At 42.0% G+C, this 19,138-nt stretch carries 26 protein-coding genes and 1 pseudogene; 10 read left to right on the forward strand and 17 right to left on the reverse strand.

Annotated features, from left to right (window positions below; all coding sequences use genetic code 11):
* The first annotated feature begins 40 nt into the window (after window positions 1–40).
* Window positions 41–1,405 carry an MATE family efflux transporter gene (locus tag D0466_RS05835; RefSeq protein WP_117321587.1) on the forward strand — a complete coding sequence of 455 codons (1,365 nt, stop codon included), beginning with the start codon at window positions 41–43 and terminating at the stop codon, window positions 1,403–1,405.
* Window positions 1,406–1,532: 127 nt separating this feature from the next.
* Here D0466_RS05835 and D0466_RS05840 read toward each other — a convergent pair whose 3' ends face one another.
* Window positions 1,533–2,306 (reverse strand): SDR family oxidoreductase, encoded by a 774-nt coding sequence (locus D0466_RS05840; protein ID WP_117321588.1) that lies wholly within the window; start codon window positions 2,304–2,306, stop codon window positions 1,533–1,535.
* Window positions 2,307–2,477: 171 nt separating this feature from the next.
* On the opposite strand from D0466_RS05840, the gene D0466_RS05845 reads away from it, so the two are divergent.
* The 5 genes from D0466_RS05845 to D0466_RS05865 all read left to right on the forward strand — a co-directional run bounded on the left by D0466_RS05845 (window position 2,478) and on the right by D0466_RS05865 (window position 4,534).
* Window positions 2,478–2,720 (forward strand): spore germination protein, encoded by a 243-nt coding sequence (locus D0466_RS05845; protein WP_117321589.1) that lies wholly within the window; start codon window positions 2,478–2,480, stop codon window positions 2,718–2,720.
* A 12-nt stretch (window positions 2,721–2,732) separates the two neighbouring features.
* Window positions 2,733–2,975, forward strand: coding sequence for a spore germination protein (locus D0466_RS05850; protein WP_117321590.1), 243 nt, complete (start codon window positions 2,733–2,735; stop codon window positions 2,973–2,975).
* A gap of 33 nt (window positions 2,976–3,008) precedes the next feature.
* A complete protein-coding gene (locus tag D0466_RS05855) occupies window positions 3,009–3,491 on the forward strand; it encodes an Hsp20/alpha crystallin family protein (RefSeq protein ID WP_117321591.1) in 483 nt (160 codons plus the stop codon).
* A 93-nt stretch (window positions 3,492–3,584) separates the two neighbouring features.
* Window positions 3,585–4,061, forward strand: a complete 477-nt coding sequence (locus tag D0466_RS05860) for an Hsp20/alpha crystallin family protein (protein ID WP_158555846.1) — start codon at window positions 3,585–3,587, stop codon at window positions 4,059–4,061.
* A gap of 2 nt (window positions 4,062–4,063) precedes the next feature.
* Window positions 4,064–4,534 (forward strand): hypothetical protein, encoded by a 471-nt coding sequence (locus D0466_RS05865; protein WP_117321593.1) that lies wholly within the window; start codon window positions 4,064–4,066, stop codon window positions 4,532–4,534.
* A gap of 84 nt (window positions 4,535–4,618) precedes the next feature.
* On the opposite strand, the gene D0466_RS05870 is transcribed toward D0466_RS05865, so the two are convergent.
* From D0466_RS05870 to D0466_RS05880, 3 genes are all read right to left on the reverse strand, one after another.
* Window positions 4,619–5,371 carry a CAP domain-containing protein gene (locus D0466_RS05870; RefSeq protein WP_117321594.1) on the reverse strand — a complete coding sequence of 251 codons (753 nt, stop codon included), beginning with the start codon at window positions 5,369–5,371 and terminating at the stop codon, window positions 4,619–4,621.
* A gap of 401 nt (window positions 5,372–5,772) precedes the next feature.
* On the reverse strand, window positions 5,773–6,243 hold the full coding sequence (locus D0466_RS05875; protein WP_117321595.1) for a FixH family protein: 471 nt from the start codon (window positions 6,241–6,243) through the stop codon (window positions 5,773–5,775).
* A gap of 90 nt (window positions 6,244–6,333) precedes the next feature.
* A complete protein-coding gene (locus D0466_RS05880; protein ID WP_117321596.1) occupies window positions 6,334–6,600 on the reverse strand; it encodes a hypothetical protein in 267 nt (88 codons plus the stop codon).
* 106 nt (window positions 6,601–6,706) lie between these two features.
* Here D0466_RS05880 and D0466_RS05885 point away from each other — a divergent pair, with 106 nt between their 5' ends.
* Together D0466_RS05885 and D0466_RS05890 are read left to right on the forward strand one after the other, a co-directional pair.
* The gene (locus D0466_RS05885; protein ID WP_117321597.1) at window positions 6,707–6,955 is read left to right on the forward strand and encodes a DNA alkylation repair protein; all 249 of its coding nucleotides are present in this window, start codon (window positions 6,707–6,709) and stop codon (window positions 6,953–6,955) included.
* Window positions 6,956–7,090: 135 nt separating this feature from the next.
* Window positions 7,091–7,951 carry a DUF421 domain-containing protein gene (locus D0466_RS05890; protein ID WP_117321598.1) on the forward strand — a complete coding sequence of 287 codons (861 nt, stop codon included), beginning with the start codon at window positions 7,091–7,093 and terminating at the stop codon, window positions 7,949–7,951.
* Between the two features lie 66 nt (window positions 7,952–8,017).
* On the opposite strand, the pseudogene D0466_RS22825 reads toward D0466_RS05890, so the two are convergent.
* Window positions 8,018–8,236 (reverse strand): annotated as a pseudogene (locus D0466_RS22825) (acireductone dioxygenase); the annotation flags it as partial.
* Window positions 8,237–8,374: 138 nt separating this feature from the next.
* Window positions 8,375–9,547 carry a pyridoxal phosphate-dependent aminotransferase gene (locus tag D0466_RS05900; RefSeq protein ID WP_117321599.1) on the reverse strand — a complete coding sequence of 391 codons (1,173 nt, stop codon included), beginning with the start codon at window positions 9,545–9,547 and terminating at the stop codon, window positions 8,375–8,377.
* Between the two features lie 104 nt (window positions 9,548–9,651).
* Between D0466_RS05900 and D0466_RS22120 the strand changes: the two genes are divergently transcribed.
* A complete protein-coding gene (locus tag D0466_RS22120; RefSeq protein WP_158555847.1) occupies window positions 9,652–9,801 on the forward strand; it encodes a hypothetical protein in 150 nt (49 codons plus the stop codon).
* Between the two features lie 203 nt (window positions 9,802–10,004).
* Here D0466_RS22120 and D0466_RS05905 read toward each other — a convergent pair whose 3' ends face one another.
* The 3 genes from D0466_RS05905 to deoD all read right to left on the reverse strand — a co-directional run bounded on the left by D0466_RS05905 (window position 10,005) and on the right by deoD (window position 13,329).
* Window positions 10,005–10,916, reverse strand: coding sequence for an LCP family protein (locus D0466_RS05905; RefSeq protein ID WP_117321600.1), 912 nt, complete (start codon window positions 10,914–10,916; stop codon window positions 10,005–10,007).
* 194 nt (window positions 10,917–11,110) lie between these two features.
* Window positions 11,111–12,580 (reverse strand): lmo1851 family serine protease, encoded by a 1,470-nt coding sequence (locus tag D0466_RS05910; RefSeq protein ID WP_117321601.1) that lies wholly within the window; start codon window positions 12,578–12,580, stop codon window positions 11,111–11,113.
* A 44-nt stretch (window positions 12,581–12,624) separates the two neighbouring features.
* On the reverse strand, window positions 12,625–13,329 hold the full coding sequence (gene deoD, locus D0466_RS05915) for a purine-nucleoside phosphorylase (RefSeq protein ID WP_117321602.1): 705 nt from the start codon (window positions 13,327–13,329) through the stop codon (window positions 12,625–12,627).
* 211 nt (window positions 13,330–13,540) lie between these two features.
* Between deoD and D0466_RS22830 the strand changes: the two genes are divergently transcribed.
* Complete coding sequence (locus tag D0466_RS22830) at window positions 13,541–13,663, forward strand: hypothetical protein (protein ID WP_233522550.1); 123 nt, start codon at window positions 13,541–13,543, stop codon at window positions 13,661–13,663.
* A gap of 64 nt (window positions 13,664–13,727) precedes the next feature.
* On the opposite strand, the gene D0466_RS05920 is transcribed toward D0466_RS22830, so the two are convergent.
* The 8 genes from D0466_RS05920 to D0466_RS05950 form a co-directional block, all read right to left on the reverse strand.
* A complete protein-coding gene (locus tag D0466_RS05920) occupies window positions 13,728–14,660 on the reverse strand; it encodes a manganese-dependent inorganic pyrophosphatase (protein WP_117321603.1) in 933 nt (310 codons plus the stop codon).
* Window positions 14,661–15,093: 433 nt separating this feature from the next.
* Window positions 15,094–15,864, reverse strand: coding sequence for a sporulation protein (locus D0466_RS05925; protein ID WP_117321604.1), 771 nt, complete (start codon window positions 15,862–15,864; stop codon window positions 15,094–15,096).
* Window positions 15,865–15,869: 5 nt separating this feature from the next.
* Window positions 15,870–16,661, reverse strand: coding sequence for a serine/threonine protein kinase (locus D0466_RS05930; protein WP_117321605.1), 792 nt, complete (start codon window positions 16,659–16,661; stop codon window positions 15,870–15,872).
* A 15-nt stretch (window positions 16,662–16,676) separates the two neighbouring features.
* A complete protein-coding gene (locus D0466_RS22525) occupies window positions 16,677–16,850 on the reverse strand; it encodes a hypothetical protein (RefSeq protein WP_199484508.1) in 174 nt (57 codons plus the stop codon).
* A 364-nt stretch (window positions 16,851–17,214) separates the two neighbouring features.
* On the reverse strand, window positions 17,215–17,385 hold the full coding sequence (locus tag D0466_RS05935) for a YozD family protein (protein WP_101632382.1): 171 nt from the start codon (window positions 17,383–17,385) through the stop codon (window positions 17,215–17,217).
* Between the two features lie 70 nt (window positions 17,386–17,455).
* A complete protein-coding gene (locus D0466_RS05940; protein ID WP_117321606.1) occupies window positions 17,456–18,175 on the reverse strand; it encodes a hypothetical protein in 720 nt (239 codons plus the stop codon).
* A gap of 248 nt (window positions 18,176–18,423) precedes the next feature.
* Complete coding sequence (locus tag D0466_RS05945; protein ID WP_117321607.1) at window positions 18,424–18,642, reverse strand: YozE family protein; 219 nt, start codon at window positions 18,640–18,642, stop codon at window positions 18,424–18,426.
* A gap of 191 nt (window positions 18,643–18,833) precedes the next feature.
* Window positions 18,834–19,022 (reverse strand): hypothetical protein, encoded by a 189-nt coding sequence (locus tag D0466_RS05950; RefSeq protein ID WP_117321608.1) that lies wholly within the window; start codon window positions 19,020–19,022, stop codon window positions 18,834–18,836.
* Window positions 19,023–19,138: the final 116 nt, after the last annotated feature.

Genomic DNA, 19,138 nt, shown 5'->3' on the forward strand with positions numbered 1-19,138 from the left:
CTTTCTGTGTCTAAAAATATACATAGAGGTACTAAGTAAAATGAATATCACACATAACAGGTCACAAAAATTGCGCCAGTTGTTTGTTATTTTATTTCCGATTTTAATCACCCAGCTCGGTTTATATGCGATGAATTTTTTCGATATCATGATGTCCGGCAAATACAGCACAGATGATGTTGCTGGCGTTTCAATCGGCAGTTCGATTTGGGTACCTGTCTACACCGGCCTTAGTGGGATCCTGCTCGCGATAACCCCGATCGTTTCCCAGCTGATCGGTGCCAGGAATAAAAAATCTGTTCCCTTTTCTATTCTTCAGGGAGTTTATCTCGCGGCAGCGATGGCTCTTTTGGTGATGCTGATCGGTTCTTTTGTCCTGAATCCCATCCTCCAAGGAATGAGCCTGACAGCCAATGTACACCGGGTAGCGCATGATTATCTGGTTGCTCTTTCGATCGGCATGGTCCCTTTGTTCATCTATAATGTCCTTCGTTCGTTTATTGATTCATTGGGGCAGACGAGGGTATCGATGATCATTACGCTCCTCGCACTTCCGATTAATGTCGCATTGAATTATTTGCTTATTTACGGAAAATTTGGTTTTCCCGAGCTGGGCGGTGTCGGTTCAGGCTATGCAACAGCAATTACTTACTGGATCATTACCATAATTGCAGTGGTCGTGATCATAAAGATCCATCCCTTTTCGGATTACCAAATTTTCAAAACGTTTTATAAAGTTTCCTTTAAAGAATGGGCTTCTTTATTAAAAATCGGTGTCCCAATCGGGTTTTCAATATTCTTCGAAACAAGTATTTTTGCTGCGGTCACGCTTTTCATGAGCGAATACGATACCATCACCATCGCTTCCCATCAAATTGCGATGAATTTTGCTTCGTTTTTGTATATGATGCCTCTAAGTATCTCGATGGCACTGACCATAGTCGTTGGCTTTGAAGCGGGGGCCAAACGTCTACAGGATGCGCGGGAATACAGTGTTATTGGTATCATAATGGCTGTTTCGATGTCATTATTATGCGCACTCGCCATTTTCTTTTTCAGAGAGCCTGTGGCGTCCCTCTATACGGAAGATGAAAAAGTGATGCAGCTTACAGCACAATTCCTGATATATGCCTTGTTCTTTCAACTCTCAGACGCAATAGCCGCGCCTATACAGGGTGTGCTTCGCGGATATAAGGATGTACATATAACCTTTTTGATGAGCCTGGTATCCTACTGGGTGATTGGATTACCGACTGGGTATTTACTGGCTACCTTCACGGATATGGGCGCATTCGGTTTTTGGATCGGCCTCATAACAGGACTTGCCATGGGTGCAATCGGACTATCGGGCCGTTTATTATATATACAATGGATAAAATATCCTAAGAAATATGCGGTAAAATAAAGGCTGACTCAGGTGGCAGGTGCTCAGGCCCCACACCCCCCTATATTAAGACAGCACATTAAAGCCAAATCTAAATGTAGAAGGTTGTATGGGGCAGACCCTTATGACTCAGCTTTTTGCAATTCCATCATTCTTGGTAAATTTTATGAAGGACATCTTTCCCGCCGGTCACCGGGATAACGCTTCCCGTGATAAAATCCGATTTTTCATCGCAAAGGAAGCTGATGACCCTGGCCAGATCTTCCCCCGTTCCCGGCCTGCCGACTGGTACCGTTTTGTCCTTTCGCTCTTTAGCCAAATCTATGCCGCCTTCTTTCCAATCTCCTATTATATCTCCTGGAGTAACCATGTTGACGGTAATGCCGAAGGCTGCTTCTTCCAGGGCAAGCGTTTTCGTCAGGGAGGTCAACCCGCTTTTTGCGGCAGCAAAGGCGGAGCGGTATATCCACCCGGGGGCTGTTTCACTTCTTTCAAAGCCAAAGGTGACAATTCTTCCCCATTTGTTCTTTCTCATATGCGGAATTATTTCTTTAGCCATATAAAAAAAACCGTTTAAATTGCCGTTTATTAAATAGTTCCATTCATCACTGCTATATTCGGCCATCGTTTTGCGTTCATGTATGTAAGGACCAGCATTATGGATGAGAATGTCGATTTTTCCGTATTTGCCAATAATATCGCTGACTGCCCTTTTACATTCAGATTCATCTGCGGCATCCCCTTTTACCGCGTATCCACTGACTCCATACACCCTCTCAAGTTCATGTGCCAGCTCCTCGGCTTCTAATTTGCTTTTTCGATAGGTGACAGCAACTGAAATCCCTGATTCCGCCAGCACTCGTGCGGTTTTCCGGCCAATTCCTGTGGCCCCGCCTGTAATGACAGCTACTTTTTCCTTCACAGAAATTACCTCTTTATATTTAGAGTCTTTATTTTATTATACATAAATTTGTTCGATTCTCTAACTATTAATAGCCATTTTCCATAGCCAATAAGGCCTTTAATGTTTTATTAACGATTAGGCAGATGCTGGCATAGAATAACACATCAATTTCAGAAGGGATTTGTGCGGATGCAGACTGTTATCAATATATACAGCCTTAAGATCCATAATATCTCAAGCAACGGTAGTATTAATATAGGTGAGTCGCTTCACAATTCACCGACTGCCAATACGAAATCGACTGGGCAAAACTCTTCATATGGAGATTATGCCCCGCCACATGCCCAGATGGAAAATGTGTATATCGACCCAGACGTCAGTGATCAATCGGATATTGCAAACCCGGCTCCAGTGATATCTAATCAAGCGTAAAGGATGATTCAAATGCCTTATCAAATAAACATCTTCAATATTAAAACGAACAGCATCACAAGTAATGCGAACATTGATATTGGCCCAACCATCCAGAACAGCCATACATCCAATTTTAAGCAGATCGGTGCAAACTTTGGTTTCGGAGATTTTTCTGTGTCCGGCTCATGTATGGCGAACGGGATGCTGGATACTGACATAGCTGACCAAGACCAAATTGCCACTCCTTCCATGCCAATGGCTAATCAATTATAACGAGTTCCAGTTTCCAGGAGAGAGGAATGCAAAATGTTTCCATGGAATTTTCTTTTCCCTTTTCTTAAAAATAATCGCGACAATTTGCCAAAGTCATTCCCTTTTGATGTCCAGTCTCTTATTAACCAGGTAGTTTCCCAGGTCATCCCCGACAACCTACAGCAAATGATGGATCAGAATACCAACCAGGGTGTTCAAAATTCTAAACAAAATGTCAAAAACAGTAAGCGAAGTAATCACCCGTTAAATGCCGACGTTTTCGAAACCCATTCAGAAGTATACGTACGAGTTCCCATTAAAGATCCTGAATGGGTTAAACAAGTTAAGATTTTTCATACTACCAACCAATCCATCATTGAGGGGATCCCAGACCAAGAGGATAAACATGTCATCACCCTGCCGGCGATTGTGAAGAAAAAAGGTTCTAGTGCGAAATACAAAGATGACACACTTGAAATTCGGCTAGTGAAAAATACTGATTTTCAATATTCCCAAATTGATGTTACAGAAATATAGGCAAACGTTTTCCGTATTAACTTTGTACTTCTTCTGAAAATGCATTTACCAAAATATACTATAAGCACGAATGAACTGAAAGGTGGCACCATTATGGATATGGAGAAACTTAAACAATGGATCGAACTGTCGCAATCATATCAGTCAGAACAATTCTGGAGACAGGTTTTTTCCCAGAAAAATGGCGAAGCGGGGTCAAGCCATTTTGACCAGTCCTTCTTCCAGGGACCTAAACAGCGGGTATCTGAATGGCCTCTTTACGATATGTATCTTTACAATGGAGTAATATGGATCATAATTGAAATACCAGGAATCCGGCCGGAAGAAATTCAACTATCCATACAAGAAGATACATTGGTTGTGAGCGGCAATATAACAACGATTATGGAAGGTATCCATTATTATGTAAAGGAAAGAAGGAATCAAAAATTCGAACGAAAAATCAAGCTTCCTGATTTGCCTGACATTGAAAAGCCGCAATTCCGATTTCAACATGGACTGATTATTGTTACTTATCCAATCCGGGAAGATGAACCGGTTCAGATTGACATTGCTCAACAAGAAGCCTGACCATGTCGTCAATCAGACGTTTCTTTACTAAAAAGGAACCAATCTTACAAGATGTGGATAAAAGAATAAATTCGATTGAACAAACTTTAGAAACAATAAAGACTTACTTTTCACAAATTAATGATGAAACTGCCTCTTCCCTTTTGAAGCAATTTGAGGATGAACTAAAACCCGCATTACGGCGGCAAATAAAAGACGCAAGTAAAAATGGCAAGAAAGAATCGGTACTGAATGATGTCCATAATCCACCGATTATTATCGAACAGCTTCGGGTAGACCAAATTGTAGTCCAAAAGTTGGAGTACAGCAACAATTTCGGCCAGCTGGGCATTCAGGAGCTCAAAGGCAAATTAAATATAGGAACTAGCCATGAGGGTGAAATCAAAACGGACAAAACGGATAAATTCATGTCCAAATCACATGAAAAAATGGCAGAAATTCCTGAAGTCAAATTTCAGCCAAGGAAGGAATGAATGACTAATATTTTAGAAATACTGTATAATGAAGATGAAAAAAGACCAAACCGAAAGATGGTTTGGTCTAAAAATTATCATATTTTATTTTCCGATGAACATTTGAGTCCAGTAGTTTCCTGAAGCCACATGTCCTACTCCGATGTGAGTGAAGTTAGGGTTCATGATGTTTTCACGGTGGCCCTGGCTGTTCATCCAAGCTTGTACTACTTCTTGAGGCGATTTTTGACCCATAGCGATGTTTTCACCTGCATAGCTGTAGCTGATGCCAAATTTCTTCATCATGTCAAACGGAGAACCGTAAGTTGGGCTGTTGTGGTCGAAATAGTTTTTATCCTTCATATCTTGTGATTTGATTCCGGCTACTTTACTTAACTCGTTGTCTATTTGAAGAGCCTTAAGGCCTTGTTTCGCGCGTTCAGCATTAGTCAGCTCTACCACTTGCTTTTCAAATTGGCTTACTTCAGAGCTGGTTGGTGCTGGATTGTTTGCTGCTGGTTTTTGTGATGCTGGCTGTTGTGCCGGCTTCTGTGCTGCTGGTTTTTGTGCTGCTGGTTTTTGTGCTGCTGGCTGTTGTGCCGGCTTCTGTGCAACTGGCTGTTGTGCAACTGGCTGTTGTGCTTGTTGTTGTGGCACATTGCATTGGTTTTTGAATTGAGTGTTGAAGTTTCCTAGATATTGGTTTACTAGTTTTTGAGCTTCCTGTTGGTTGGAAACCTGGTAAACCATAGGTTTAACTTGATAATTTATAGTAGAAGCATCTGCTTGCTTCACACCTGCACCTGACAGAATTACTGCAGCGGCTGCAGCGGCTGAGAAAAACATTTTCTTTTTCATATTCGAGATCCTCCCCATAATTACTTGGTTTGTTTCTTGCAAACTAATCATAACATGCGTTTTTTGTAATAATAGGCCCATCTATTTCCAATAGGTTTAAAGATTCAGTAAGAGTGAAATATGAATCGTATAAGATTCTACCAATTTATCAAAAAACGCCGTTAAGGCAAGGCTTATAGGATAGATGGGGATTGTTTCATGCATTCACTTTTTTTCCCTGCTGCTGGCAGGTGCCATACAACGTTTCCATCTACCTACTAGGAAACTTGTATTGACAGCATTTAAAACGGCATATATTATGTAACATATTTTACTGTAATATTACAATCATTAAGTAATATTAATAATGTTAAACTGGATTTACCATGAAAAAAAACCCTGGAATTCCAGGGTTCAACAAGCTAATGACTATGTAAAGGCTCATTTTCTTCATTTTCCATAGTGTCCTTTTCCATGTGGTGACTGCTTCCCTCCTTCTCAGGTGCGCTCGGTTTTCCAATCACAAATTCTTTTTTGGGCATTGTGTGCATGCTTCGTGCAGTCACATGTGCATATACATAGTACGTGCCTTCTTTTGAAAATGTTTTTTCAAGGTCATACGTGCCATTCTTAGCATTATTGGCTTTAATCTTTTGATGTTTTTTACTTTGTGAGCGCCAAATTTCAAAAGTGACTTCATCTGCATCCTCCACCTGCTCTGCCCCGTAAGTAACTTTGGCTTCAAAATGAACCTTATCACCAGGCTTAGCCGTTTCCGGATTCACATTGAAATCTACATTGAGCATTTTAGGAGTTTCGTCTCTTTCGTGCGCATTAGTACAACCGCCCAGGAGAGCCATTATCGCCAGTGCCGCTATCGACAATTTCTTCATATATATACCCCTTATTTTTATTTCCTGCCATCATTAAGATATCATGGAAGAAGGAAAAAAAGTGAAAAAATTCTGCTGAATTTTTAACAATCACACATCTTCCATCACCCGTACATAAACAGAAACCAAATTCGCCTTTTCTATAGCGGGCAGATCAGCCCCCATGACCCTTTTGACACTAACATAAAACTTTTCATGCTTTGGTTTTCGTGTACGGGGATGCGCGTTTTCATCAAGAAGCTCGCGTCTTATTAGCTCCCGCAAAATCTCCCCTGGTTCAGCGCTGGCACCCGCTTTAACTGCCCGATTGTTCCATAATCCCAGATAGGCGGTTAACAAATCAGCTTCATTACTCATCTTCAATCACTTCTAACCCACTCTCTCTTTAAACATTCTTTTCCTATAATGGTACATAATCCGGACTTGTCTGGCAAAAATAATCTGTAAAAAAGGAGTGAAAAACTTGTCATCAGTATACCGATGCCCAAATTGCAAAACGAATAAATCAAGGTTTAACTTGATCCAGCAAGTGTCCGTACCTGTAAAAAAAGACCCTAATTCCGGAGAGATTGTACAGCAATACACAAATGAAACATTGGATCCCTTCCATTTGCCATATACAGGGCCGAATCTCCGTGTACAATGCGGAGTATGCGGCTCGATTGGAGAAGAAAAAACCTTTTCAGCATTCGGCGCAATGAATATGGGGTAGGTAAAAAAGGCCTTTTAAAACAATAGAAACCCGTAATTGTCATGATATGAACGTCCTGGTGTGCATTAAAAATCTTCTTACTATATAGCAATTAGCCGTACTTTCTTTAGATTATGTACATGGGTGGTGTATTAGATGAACAGTTGGGTTGATGTATTGCTGCGATCCTTGTTATTTATAGTTGTATTATTCATATTTACAAAGATACTGGGAAAAAAGCAAATCTCGGAGTTATCGTATTTTGAATACATTTCGGGAATTACGACAGGCAGTATAGCAGCTGAAATTATGATGGGACTTGATAGTCATTTTATGCATGGAGTAATCGGCATAGGATTATTGACCCTCATTACACTTCTTGTGGATTGGATTTCCATAAAGAGCAACAAATTCAGTAACTTTGTTGAGGGTAAAAAAACAATCGTCATTAAAGAAGGAAAAATCCTTGAGGAGAATTTAAAAAAAGAGAAGTACACCTTCAAAGAGCTTTCTTCTCTCCTCCGGAAAAAAAATGTGTTCAATATAGAGGATGTAGAATTGGCTATTTTGGAAGAGCGCGGAGATATCAGTGTGCTATTAAAAAAAGAAAAACAACCACTGACAGCTGCGGATATTGGGTTAATAACTCAGCAGAATAAAAAATCCTTTACGGTTATATTTGATGGGATAATTGATGAAGACGCTCTTTCCGATTCAGGATATAATCAACAATGGCTTGATGAGCAGCTGAAAAACAATCAAGTTCAGGCAAAGGATGTATTTTTATTTCAAATTAAATCTGACGGGCAAATATGGATTGACTATAGAGATGATAAAAAAGGAACTATACAACAAAATGAAAGTCAGCAGCTCGTAACATCGTTGATGAATTGCCGTAAAGAGATAGAACAAATCAACGAAAATTCAATAAAAGGAGATAAAACCAGCCTGCAAAAACCGATAGACATGCTCAATGAAGTCATTCATACTATAAAAATGGAAACCAAACAAAACTAAGAATCCATTCTCTTGCATTAAAAAATCCCTGCCATCTATTTCTATATGGCAGGGATCAGGATTTTTTTAAAGGAACCTATTTAAGACTTTTTTCCTTTTTTTCATAATGGGAACCCATCCCACAGTAGTCACGAAGATACTTTCGCAACTACCTTGCTATCGTCCTGAAGAGTGAAATGGCGGCGTGTGAATTCAGGAATACAAATCAAATCCCCAGGATTAAGATTTACTTCAGGAAAACCTGTTTTTGCCTTCGATTACAAGAATGCCATGCCCCGGTAATACAGTCGGTTGCCAGGTTTCATAGGGATAGATTCCTTCACCTATTGAAATAAGAAGACAGCGTATATATGTTTTTAATTGCTGTGAAAAATTATTTCCGTTTAAGACAGTAAATTTTTCAGACGAAAGAATGCCGATCGTTCAAAAAATTTTTAGTGCTTCGATTCTGCTGACAGCTTTCAAAAGCCTATCCTCAGTTGTCAGCAAACCGGCACGGACATATCCTTCCCCGTATTCCCCGAAACCGATTCCCGGTGCAACCGCAACATGTGCATGGCTCAACAAGTAATCGGAAAAATCCTGGGAGGTAAATCCATCAGGGACCTTCAGCCAGGAGAAAAAGGATCCCGCGGGCGCCGACACATTCCAGCCAATGGACTGCAATCCTCCAATAAAAACGTTCCGTCGGGATTCATATGTCCTTACCAATTCTTCTACACAATCCTGCGGACCTAATAGGGCCTCAGCTGCTGCTTCCTGTACCGCCGGGAACAGGCTCACATACAGATGGTCCTGCAAAAGCTCTATCGCTTCAATCACGCTTTGGTTTCCGACCGCGAATCCGACGCGCCAGCCGGCCATGTTATACGTTTTTGAGAGCGTATAAATTTCAATCCCTGTTTCTTTAGCCCCTTCCACCTGAAGGAAGCTTAGCGGCTTGTCTCCTTCAAATCCTATCCCCCCGTAAGCAAAGTCATGCACGACACAGATGGAGTGTTCCTTTGCAAGCTCCACTGTTTCCTTAAAAAACTCCTCAGTTGCCATTGCGCCTGTTGGATTATTCGGGTAGTTCAGGAACATCAATTTTGCCTTCTCCAACGCTTCTGTACCCAATTGGCCATAGTCAGGCAAATATCCCTTGTCTTCCTTTAGCGGCATCATTTCCATTTTTGCCCGTGCAAGGGCCACGCCTGACCAATAATCCGGATATCCCGGGTCAGGGACCAAGACTGTGTCACCTGGATTCAAAAGGCATTGGGGCAATTCGACCAGGCCCGCCTTGCCGCCGAACAGAATCGCAACTTCTTTGGCTGGATCAAGCTCCACGCCAAATTCCCTTTTATAATATTCACAGACCGCCTCTTTCAGGTACCCTGCTCCCCTGAAGGGTGAATATTTATGATTAATCGGATTTTCAGCCGCTGTCCGCAGCTTTGCAACGATATGTCGTGGTGTCGGCTGGTCTGGATTGCCCTGGCCGAGATTGATCACATCGTATCCCTCGGCTGCAATTTCCCCCACTTTGGAAACAAGCGATGCAAAAAATTGTTTTGGGAGTGTATGTAATACATCGGACTTTTCAAAATATGCCATATGTCCACCTACTTCTGAATTTTCTTAAAAATATAGACAAAACGATATACCGTTAATTTAATATAGTAAAGCTATTTTTTCAAGAAAATAATGGAGTGATAGAAATGAAATGGCAGATTGCCTGTATCCAGCTTGATATCTCATTCGGCCATCCAAATTCCAGTTATGGGTCTGCGGAAAATAAAATATTAGAAGCAGCAAAGCCGGCGCGGACGTTATCGTCCTGCCGTGACTATGGACAACAGGCTATATGATTTAGCCCGATTGGACGAAATTGCCGACAATAAGGCCGGGCGGATGGTTCAATTACTGTATGAATGGCGGGAAAATATGAAGTAATATTATCGGGGACTCCATTCAAAACCTGAATACACCTTAAATGTTTGAACTGCATTGATGTAACATATAGAGGATGTGCTCATAGGGGGGTCAGCCCACATATCACACATCCTCTAATTTATTCTCCGAAAAAATTTATTAAGGCACGTTTGTTTTCTTCTTTGTTTATTTGCAGGACCGCTCCTGAATGAGGATAGGACTTATCCAAAAAGGATCCTTCAACAGGAATCCTTAAAGTGCTGACATCCTCAATCTGATGAAAAAGCATGATGGAGCCTAACTCCGCCAATTCTTTCACACCCATATCAGTATCAGTCAACGCAAAAGTTTCTTTAATAACATGAGGCAATGTGAAGATTCCATCAACTGAATAAAGTCGTTCGTACATGATATCCTTTAACTGTAGAAGTACCTCCTGCTGCCGCTTCACCCTGCCAAAATCGCTTTCGCTGTCATGGCGAAAACGTACGTATTTCAGGATCTCGTCCCCGTGCAAGACCTGCTCCCCCTTAGTTGCCTCGAGGCTCATATCTTGAATCATTTCGGGCTTGATATTCGCTTTTATTCCCTCTGGAGCAAGCAGGTCGACAAGCTGGATAAAGCCTTGAAAATCAATCGTGGCTACATGGTCGGCCTTAATATGGAAATTCTCATATATCGTTTGTTTCAGCAGCTTGGTACCTCCCAAGTAGTAGGACATATTAATTTTATTGTAACCATTATTATAGCCTGGAATCTTTACGTAGCTGTCCCTCATGATTGAGGCAAGCTTCATTCTATTGCCCGCCCTGTCATAACGGGCCAAAAGGATTGCATCCGACCGGGAATCAGGTTCCCCCCTTGAATCTATTCCTACCAATAAGTAAATTTTTTCAGGTTTGATTCCATCTACAGAATCTGCGTCAGCAGGATTCATTCTCGAGGATTTCAAATTGTTTTCATCCGGTTTTGTCCGATCATCAAGTGGCATTCCCCCACAGGCCGAAACAATCAGGAAAAAGGATAAAACAGTAATTGCACGTAAACTCATGAAGACCACCTCGGATTGGGACAAGTACCCATAGCTTCCCCTGTGCTTTGGGATATATACCCGCTTTAAATTTTTTGTGCTTAATCCGACGATGCAACGTGCAGGGTGGAAATAATAAGATATCCTTTTTTCGCAGCAGACAGTCAATCCAGTACGCAAAAAAAGGCCATCCCATAAAAGAAATGGCCTTCTTCTTATTTGATTTCCTTTTTCAAAACATCTGCCGCTTTTTTTACTTGTGTATCGTTTTGAAGGATTTTCTCCCTCAATTGTTCCATCAATTTCATGGTTGTACTGCCTTTTATTGTTCCGGTAGCCTTAAGCTTATGATCTTTCTGAAACTTGGTGACTGCGGCTTTTGTTTCCTGGTCGAAAAAGCCGTCGACATTCCCCGGGTCCAGGCCGATCGCTTTCAGCATTGCCTCTGCTGATTTGACCTCGGCCGATGAAGATGACTGCTTTAATTCCTTCTCTGGGGAAATATAGAGTAAATTCGCATAGGAAGGCAAAGCCACTGCATTGTCGGGCTTGATCCCTTTTTTGTGGATCCAGTTCCCCTTTGGCGTCAGCCATTTTGCCGCTGTGTATTTGAAATTGGAACCGTCTTTAAAGTCTTCTGCCGTTTGTACCGTTCCCTTACCGAAAGATTTTTCGCCGATTAACTTGATTCCTGCAGCTTCACTTACGGCTGCGGCAACAATCTCGGATGCGCTGGCGCTTCCTTTGTCTATCAATACGACCATTGGCTTTTTCAATTCCCCATTGTTTTCCGATTTAATGACTTCTTTCTTTCCTGCCCGGTCTTCAACCTGCAGGATCACCTCGCCATCAGGTATAAACATACTGGAAATTTCCATCGCCTGATCCAGGAGGCCCCCCGGGTTGCCACGCAAATCAAGAATCAAGCCCTTCATGCCTTTTGCTTCCATGTCTTCTAATGCCGTACGCAAGTCTTTTGCCGTATTATCGGAAAAACTTGTCACCTGGACTTTGGCAATTCCTTCAGGCAGCATTTCCGCATAAACGGTTTCAATCGGAATCGTATCGCGGATAATCGTTATCTTGATCGGTTCGGATGCGTTGCCCCGTGAAATCATTAATTCCACTTTCGTGCCCTTTTTCCCGCGGATATGCGTAACAGCTTCAGATGAACTCATCCCATGCAAGCTTTTCCCATTTACGCTTAAGATGATATCATTTGGTTTGATTCCTGCTTTTTCGGCTGGCGAGCCTTTGATGGGCGATACGACCATGATCCTGGAATCCTGTTCCTGAATCTCGGCACCTATCCCCTCAAAAGAAGATGAAATGCTTTGGTGAAAGCTTTTCGCCTCTGCTTCATTCATATAATCCGAATAAGGATCATCCAAGGACTCGAGCATTCCGTTGATTGCCCCATTGATCAACGTATTGTCATCCACTTCTTTATAATACTTGTTTTTTATTGTGTCATAGGTCGAATATAATTTATCAAATTCCTCCCGCTGATTTGCAGCTATCGGGGCGAAAGATTGAACCTTTTCATCGCCAAACGACAGGGCAATTGCGGTTATCCCTGCTGTTACAAAGATAAGCAAAACAATTCCCAATATGAATGGGAATTTCTTTATCTTTATGAATTTAGAAGCGTTGTTTGGCTCCTGTTGCTTTTTATCTTCTTCCACTAACACTTCACCACTTTCACTGCATTGGGTATCTTAAGCTTTCATTATTCCTGAATGGCTGCTTCCAAAGCCACTTCGATCATTTCATTGAATGTAGTTTGTCTTTCCTCAGCACTTGTTTCCTCCCCGGTCAGGATATGGTCGCTTACAGTCAATACTGACAGGGCCCTGCGGCCAAATTTGGCTGCAAGAGTGTATAAGGCAGCGGTTTCCATTTCAATCGCAAGGATTTGATATTTCGCCCATTTTTCGAGCTCGCTGTTATCGTTATAGAATTGGTCAGCGGTAAATACATTCCCTACCTTAAGATGAAGTCCTTTATTCATCCCTGCATCATAGGCTTTTTTAAGCAAATAAAAATCAGCGGTCGGGGCATAGTCCACTCCGCCAAACGTCAAACGATTCATCTGTGAATCAGTCGATGCACTCATCGCAAGGATGACATCCCTCACCTTCACATCTTTTTGGATCGCTCCGGCCGTGCCAACCCGAATCAATTTTTGGGCATTATAGCTCTGCATCAATTCATTGATATAAATTGATATGGAAGGTACACCCATGCCTGTCCCCTGTACAGAAATACGTTTTCCTTTATATGTACCCGTATATCCAAACATGTTTCGGACTTCATTATACAGCTTGGCATCTTCCAAAAACGTTTCAGCAATATATTTTGCACGAAGCGGGTCGCCGGGAAGCAGCACCGTTTCAGCTATTTCATTTTCTTTTGCTCCAATATGCACACTCATTTGCCATACCTCCTATTAAGTGGGAAACGCCACACACAGGCGCTATCCTTTTTCACTATATCATAATGTCCCCATCATTGGAAAAAAGAACCCTCTCACTGCGCCTCGTTTCCTGTTTAGATTTTGCTGATTCACCCCAAGCTATAATCAGGGAAGAAAAATCCCAGGAACAATCGACCGCTTAAGCAAAACGGGTACACAGGAGGGCAACATGGGAAAAAAACACAGGAACCGTTTAACCCCCAAAAAGAATAATCATATTCCGCCTGAAGCGATTATAGCTGAGCACGAAGCTCATGCAAAAGAATATTCGGCTAAAAGAAGAAAGCCTTAGCCAACCCATTAAAACGGAAAACACCGATGCTTTTATTGGCAACGGTGTTTCCATTTATCATTTATTAAAGTTCTTGAAAAGCTTCTGTCAGTACTGGAACTATTTGTTTTTTACGTGAAACGACACCCTTCAAAACGGCTGTGTTGTCGGATAGCGCTACATGATAAGCCTTTTCTACAACGCGTGCCGATTTACCGAGCGCCAGGCCGATTGAATCATTCGTTAAAATGTCTGTTACGACAAAAAGGAATAAATCCAGGTTGTTTTCTTGGATGCGGGCTGTAATCACTTCCTCAAGCTCGCTCCTGCGGGCAAGCACTTCATTTGCATCCACAGCATTTACCTGGGCGATCTCAACCTTGCTGTCTCCCATTGAAAATTCCTTTGCATCAAGCGTAATCAATTCTTGTACAGATTTTTCACTAAGGTCTGCACCGGCCTTAAGCATTTCAAGCCCATAGGATTCACTGTCAACTCCGGCAATTTCAGCCAGTTCACGCGCTGCCTCGATATCCTCATCCGTACATGTCGGGGACTTGAAAAGCAGGGAATCGGAAATGATCGCTGACAGCATCAATCCTGCCGTTTCCTTGCTGATTTCAACGCCTTTTTCTTTATACAGCTTATTCAAAATCGTCGCCGTACAACCAACCGGTTCCGCGCGGTAATACAAGGGGTCGCTTGTTTCAAAATTGGCGATCCGGTGGTGGTCGATAACCTCCAGTACCTGAACCTTGTCGATATCCTCGGCACTTTGCTGGCGCTCGTTATGGTCAACAAGGATGACCCCGTTCACTTCATTTGCCACGCTTTCCACTAAACGCGGTGCTTCCACCTTGAAATAATCAAGCGCATATTGTGTTTCGGAATTGACTTGCCCCAATCGGACAGGTTCTGCATTCATGCCTATTTTTGTTTTTAATTCAGCATAAGCGATTGCTGAACAAATCGTGTCTGTGTCTGGGTTTTTGTGTCCGAAGACTAATACTTTTTCCATTATTCTCTCCTTGGTTGTCGATAAATATTTAATGGGAACCGCAAGTCTTTCTATTGGCACCACATTCCTAACAATCATTTTATCATAAACTCATTTTGTTTCAATTTCTGAATAAACAAAAACAAGGATTGCGGCAAGAAAAGTGCAAGCGCCCTTTAATGAAGGAATGTCGACTACCATCTGACACGTCAACTGTCAAACGACGACGTCACAACATCCTCGAAAAGCTACTCTTTCATTCTTGCTATCTAACACTTTCAATGCTTTCCTGTTCTGGGGAAACCCGGAGAGGGGTGATTTGTAATTTGGAGGCCGACTAAGATCGGCACGTGCTGGGCAACTGCGGAGCTATCATCTATACAGGTTGAAATCTATAAATTATCCTAAAAAAATACCGGCTTGAGGGCCGGTATCGGTAATGGATATCTATTTTTTAGACATGCCGGCTGATGATTCCGTCCAATTTTTTCGCCATGACTGGAATATCTGAGGACGAGATAAAGCCGCGAACCTTCGTCTCATCCATTTCCAGCGCTTCGGCGAACAGCCCCGCCAGCCCTCTTCCTTTCCTGTCAATTTCAAAATAAACTTCAGCCTCGTCATTGTTTTTCACGAAAAGGACTGCTTCAAGCTCATCCAATTTGCCTTTGTAGGCGCCGGATAAAGGGACGAATTCAAATTCCTGGATAAACGGCATTCTATTACGGAACCTGTATGGGGCTTCTTCGCAATCAGCGTTCCTCAAATTGAAGCCCAGCTCGCCTAAAGCTGAAAATACGGATTGGACAAGCGGATTCGGCTCAATCCGGATAAAATCTTCATCTTTAGGGTCGATGGCGTTTTTAATATCAAGCCCGGTTGAGATCCAAACTTTTGTCTTGCCATAAGTTACAGGCGTTTCATTAGGGAGTTTCAAGCTGAACGGAAATTCCTTGTTCTCTTTCGGTGAGATTTCAAACGGTTCGTTCAGTCTGACCCGCTCTATTGTCGCGATCTGGTGAAATTTTTTGTCATCATGTTCTTTCACATATGAAGTGTGCAAAGACAGATAAATTTCATCAATTTTCTGGCTCACGCTGCCCCCTTTGATTGAAACGACACCCGTGACGATATCCCCCGGACGGAAAGTATCCTTTGAAAGCTTAGTATCTACCTGGGTATTTCCAATGCCGATGCTTGCCAGCACTTTGTTAAAAACTGACATCTCTTTCACTCCCAATATTTTTTTATTTGTTTATTTATATCAGCTAAGGCTTCCATGCTGCTGGAATAAGGCACATCGCTCATAAGCAGCTTTTTGATGATCCTTTTCGAATCCGGGAAGAGTTCCAGTTCTTCTTCCCATGTCCTTTCCTTCTTCATGCTGGGTTGATAACCTGAATAAAGCAGGAATAACAGAAAGTGGCCCAGGGAATATAAATCACTTGTGAAATGAACCCGCTTCCTTGGATTATCGGCTTCAATACCCTCTTCCTCTTGTCCGAGTTTGCGGGCAAGGCCAAAATCAATAATCGACAGGCGTTCCCCATCTGCAAGGACATTAGGAATTCTTAAGTCGCGATGGACGATCCCCATTTGATGGAGCCCTGCCAGTTTCGAGAGCAGCCGGGCCGTGATGGTAAAGGATTCATGCTCGCTAAATACTTTTCCCTCGGCAAAGATCAACTGCTCAAATGTTTTACCAGCCTTATATTCCATAATGAAATAAGGCGTCCCATTCAAACTCCCTTTTTGGACAAGGGCAGGAAAAGCAACATCCGAAAGCTCGGACAGCAATTGCGTTTCGATCTGAAAACCGGCCCTCGCCTGATTTGATTTGAGTTTATGGAAATTCAGTCTTTTTAAGATATAAAGCTGTTTACCGGATGGATCCTGGATTAAATACGCTGTCCCATAGCTTCCACTCCCTATTTTCCTCACGAACTGCCATTTTTCCTTTTTAAAAAATGTACGGATAAAAAATAAGTCATTGATTGGCTCTGCTATCCGCCTTAACACCATTTATTTGCTCCTTTATTAACTGCTGAAAAAACTTCTTGAAGAAGTGAAGAACCCTTTCTTTTTTTTCTTATAGTGGTTATAACCATAATGCTGATGGTTCTTCATCGGCCTGTGCTTCCAATCGCTGCTTGAATGTTTATACTTGCTATGACCGCTGTTCAATAAATGCTTAAGCAGTTTTTTAATCATTGAACTTCCTCCTTTTGTTCTTTCTACTACATACGGTACACGCTCCGAAAGGTTTCAGATTTTTTGGCAGGAAGAAAATTATACACTTTCCTTTTTGCTTAAAGCAGAATATAGGCTAAAGTGTGCCACGTTCTTACGTCATCGCCTATGTAATCCTCATTCTCACAGAGCTCCGCCTTGTTTCGTGCAGTGTAACGCTGCTGAAGCCCTTTTGTGCTATTGGCCAAACTACGGCTCAGTCTTCTCTTAAAAAATAGGCGCGCCAATCGGCCAATTTTCTAACCATAATAAAAAACGACGGGTGTAATCCGTCGTTGTTTTTCCCGCTATTTCTGCCAAGGGCAATATGCGGACTGATTGGTGATTATTCATCAGTATCCTCGTCGATGATGCATTTCTCGATTAAGTAATCAAAAGTAATATCTGCCAGGTCTTCCAATTCATTTTCTGTCGGGATATACCCGCGTTTCATAAGTGCCTGAAAAAAGAATTCGGCAATTTCTTCTGTATCGATAAAGACCTCGATTTCCCGCATGTCATCGCCCCCTTATTTAAGGTGTATGAAAGAAGGCTCCCAATTATTCCTTGCTTGGTCTCCGCTAAACTCATTTAGGAAGGTTGTTTTTGCCGTTCCGGTAAAGCTCCTCCGCCAATTTCTTTATCTTCATGATTGCCAGATTCATAACATGCTTATACTCCTCATCTTTAAATAATTCATAAAGGGTTGAGTAATCATTGAATAAGTCTAACAAGCCGTCTATCAGCTGTTTTTTCTCTGCTATCGCTTCGATACTTTCTTCTTCATTTGAACGCGGGAGAGCTTGTTCAGTACCGTCTCCCTCCTTCTTTCCCGGCTTTTTATTCATTGGATGGAGAAGCCCAAGCTTCTGAATGATTTTATCTGCCCTCTCTGCGTCGGCAATCAAATTCATCTCTTCTTCGTGTGCTTCAAGCCATTCCCCGTCCGATATCCTGGATAATTCATAGATGACATCCTCCCAGGCATTTTCTTTATATCGCCAAATTTCCGTACGGAAACCTATCACCTTAAAATAATCATTGCCATACCCCTCGACCTGGACCAAGTCTCCAAAGAAAAATTTGTATTCGATATCAATCTGTTCCCGATCGCTGGACAGCACTTCACCTTTGTATTCATAAATATGCTGCAGCGTGTTTTCTAAATACAAGCCTTTACTGTGGTTCACTTCATACACATAAGTTCCATCGATGTACTGTACGTCCGTTACATTCCCGACCGTGCCATACATTGTAATGACCACAGTATCACCCTTCTTGAATTTTGGTTCTTTCTTCTTACTCATTCGAGACATCCCCTTAGGCATGGTCCTGCTGTATAATTACCATAGTATATGCAGAAGGAAATATTCAGGTTAACATAAAAGTGCCAAGCTCGTCAGAAAGACGACCAACTATAACCTGCCACGAACTGTTGTACCGTCGGCACCAGTACATCCTTGTATTGTAACGGACACCTTACATGTTGAAAAAACATATTTTCTTTTCAGCAACTAAAAAAACGTCTCCACTAGGAAGACGATTATGTATAGGCTTATTCTTCATGCTGAAGATATAGATCCCAGGCTTTATCGAATACGGACATATTCCCCACGTAATGGCCGTTCATTTCCAGGTAGCGGCTGATTTCATCATAGCTTGACGATTGCTTCGGAAAGCCGTGGTCTTCATAAGCATTGTTCGCAAATGCTGTAATATCATCAATATTTTTGGGCTGACGGTATCTCATTAAAAAATGGTAAAACGGCTTCAAATAAATCCCCCTCAACGATTGCTTCATGAGCTTTCCGTTATATTATAATGAAAACGAATGAAAAATAAATAAAAAATAACCCGGGGAGGGTTATTTTTTATTGGAAGATCGAAAAGTTTAACTTCTCTATCTTATAAGGGCAACTACCCTCTGTCTTCACCTTTTCAAGACCTCGCCAATCGTTGTTTTCCTTACCATCTACCGGACTTTGACATCTCCATCAGCGCCCAGATAATATTGAACATTAAAATCGCGACTGTTACCGGGACTGCATATAGCCAGTTCCTTCCGTACTTTTCCTTGATGACGCCCACGTAATACCCGCACAGGAAAAGCACAAACAGCGAGGCAACCATCATGATGAGAAGCACAAAATACATCGGACTCTCCCCTTTATCCCAAACACTTTCTTTATTTTATTGTAATAAAAAAACTTTCGGGAAATCCGGGGCAACCATGAACAATTTGTGAAACCGGTTTGGAATTCGTCGTTATC

It is taken from the genome of Peribacillus glennii (assembly GCF_003429105.1).
Lineage (GTDB): Bacteria > Bacillota > Bacilli > Bacillales > DSM-1321 > Peribacillus > Peribacillus glennii.

What these genes read in the sequence shown, in the direction of transcription:
- D0466_RS05870 (WP_117321594.1), bottom strand. Translation starts at nt 5,371, where the DNA reads ATGAAAAAGAAAATGTTTTTCTCAGCCGCTGCAGCCGCTGCAGTAATT.
- D0466_RS05925 (WP_117321604.1), bottom strand. Translation starts at nt 15,864, where the DNA reads ATGTCAGTTTTTAACAAAGTGCTGGCAAGCATCGGCATTGGAAATACC.
- D0466_RS05900 (WP_117321599.1), bottom strand. Translation starts at nt 9,547, where the DNA reads ATGGCATATTTTGAAAAGTCCGATGTATTACATACACTCCCAAAACAA.
- D0466_RS05920 (WP_117321603.1), bottom strand. Translation starts at nt 14,660, where the DNA reads ATGGAAAAAGTATTAGTCTTCGGACACAAAAACCCAGACACAGACACG.
- D0466_RS05930 (WP_117321605.1), bottom strand. Translation starts at nt 16,661, where the DNA reads ATGGTGTTAAGGCGGATAGCAGAGCCAATCAATGACTTATTTTTTATC.
- D0466_RS05935 (WP_101632382.1), bottom strand. Translation starts at nt 17,385, where the DNA reads ATGCGGGAAATCGAGGTCTTTATCGATACAGAAGAAATTGCCGAATTC.
- D0466_RS05860 (WP_158555846.1), top strand. Translation starts at nt 3,585, where the DNA reads ATGGATATGGAGAAACTTAAACAATGGATCGAACTGTCGCAATCATAT.
- D0466_RS05890 (WP_117321598.1), top strand. Translation starts at nt 7,091, where the DNA reads ATGAACAGTTGGGTTGATGTATTGCTGCGATCCTTGTTATTTATAGTT.
- D0466_RS05905 (WP_117321600.1), bottom strand. Translation starts at nt 10,916, where the DNA reads ATGAGTTTACGTGCAATTACTGTTTTATCCTTTTTCCTGATTGTTTCG.
- D0466_RS22525 (WP_199484508.1), bottom strand. Translation starts at nt 16,850, where the DNA reads ATGATTAAAAAACTGCTTAAGCATTTATTGAACAGCGGTCATAGCAAG.
- D0466_RS05950 (WP_117321608.1), bottom strand. Translation starts at nt 19,022, where the DNA reads ATGTATTTTGTGCTTCTCATCATGATGGTTGCCTCGCTGTTTGTGCTT.
- D0466_RS05940 (WP_117321606.1), bottom strand. Translation starts at nt 18,175, where the DNA reads ATGAGTAAGAAGAAAGAACCAAAATTCAAGAAGGGTGATACTGTGGTC.
- D0466_RS05875 (WP_117321595.1), bottom strand. Translation starts at nt 6,243, where the DNA reads ATGAAGAAATTGTCGATAGCGGCACTGGCGATAATGGCTCTCCTGGGC.
- D0466_RS05855 (WP_117321591.1), top strand. Translation starts at nt 3,009, where the DNA reads ATGTTTCCATGGAATTTTCTTTTCCCTTTTCTTAAAAATAATCGCGAC.
- D0466_RS05865 (WP_117321593.1), top strand. Translation starts at nt 4,064, where the DNA reads ATGTCGTCAATCAGACGTTTCTTTACTAAAAAGGAACCAATCTTACAA.
- D0466_RS22120 (WP_158555847.1), top strand. Translation starts at nt 9,652, where the DNA reads ATGAAATGGCAGATTGCCTGTATCCAGCTTGATATCTCATTCGGCCAT.
- D0466_RS05850 (WP_117321590.1), top strand. Translation starts at nt 2,733, where the DNA reads ATGCCTTATCAAATAAACATCTTCAATATTAAAACGAACAGCATCACA.
- D0466_RS05845 (WP_117321589.1), top strand. Translation starts at nt 2,478, where the DNA reads ATGCAGACTGTTATCAATATATACAGCCTTAAGATCCATAATATCTCA.
- D0466_RS05835 (WP_117321587.1), top strand. Translation starts at nt 41, where the DNA reads ATGAATATCACACATAACAGGTCACAAAAATTGCGCCAGTTGTTTGTT.
- D0466_RS05880 (WP_117321596.1), bottom strand. Translation starts at nt 6,600, where the DNA reads ATGAGTAATGAAGCTGATTTGTTAACCGCCTATCTGGGATTATGGAAC.
- D0466_RS22830 (WP_233522550.1), top strand. Translation starts at nt 13,541, where the DNA reads ATGGGAAAAAAACACAGGAACCGTTTAACCCCCAAAAAGAATAATCAT.
- deoD (WP_117321602.1), bottom strand. Translation starts at nt 13,329, where the DNA reads ATGAGTGTGCATATTGGAGCAAAAGAAAATGAAATAGCTGAAACGGTG.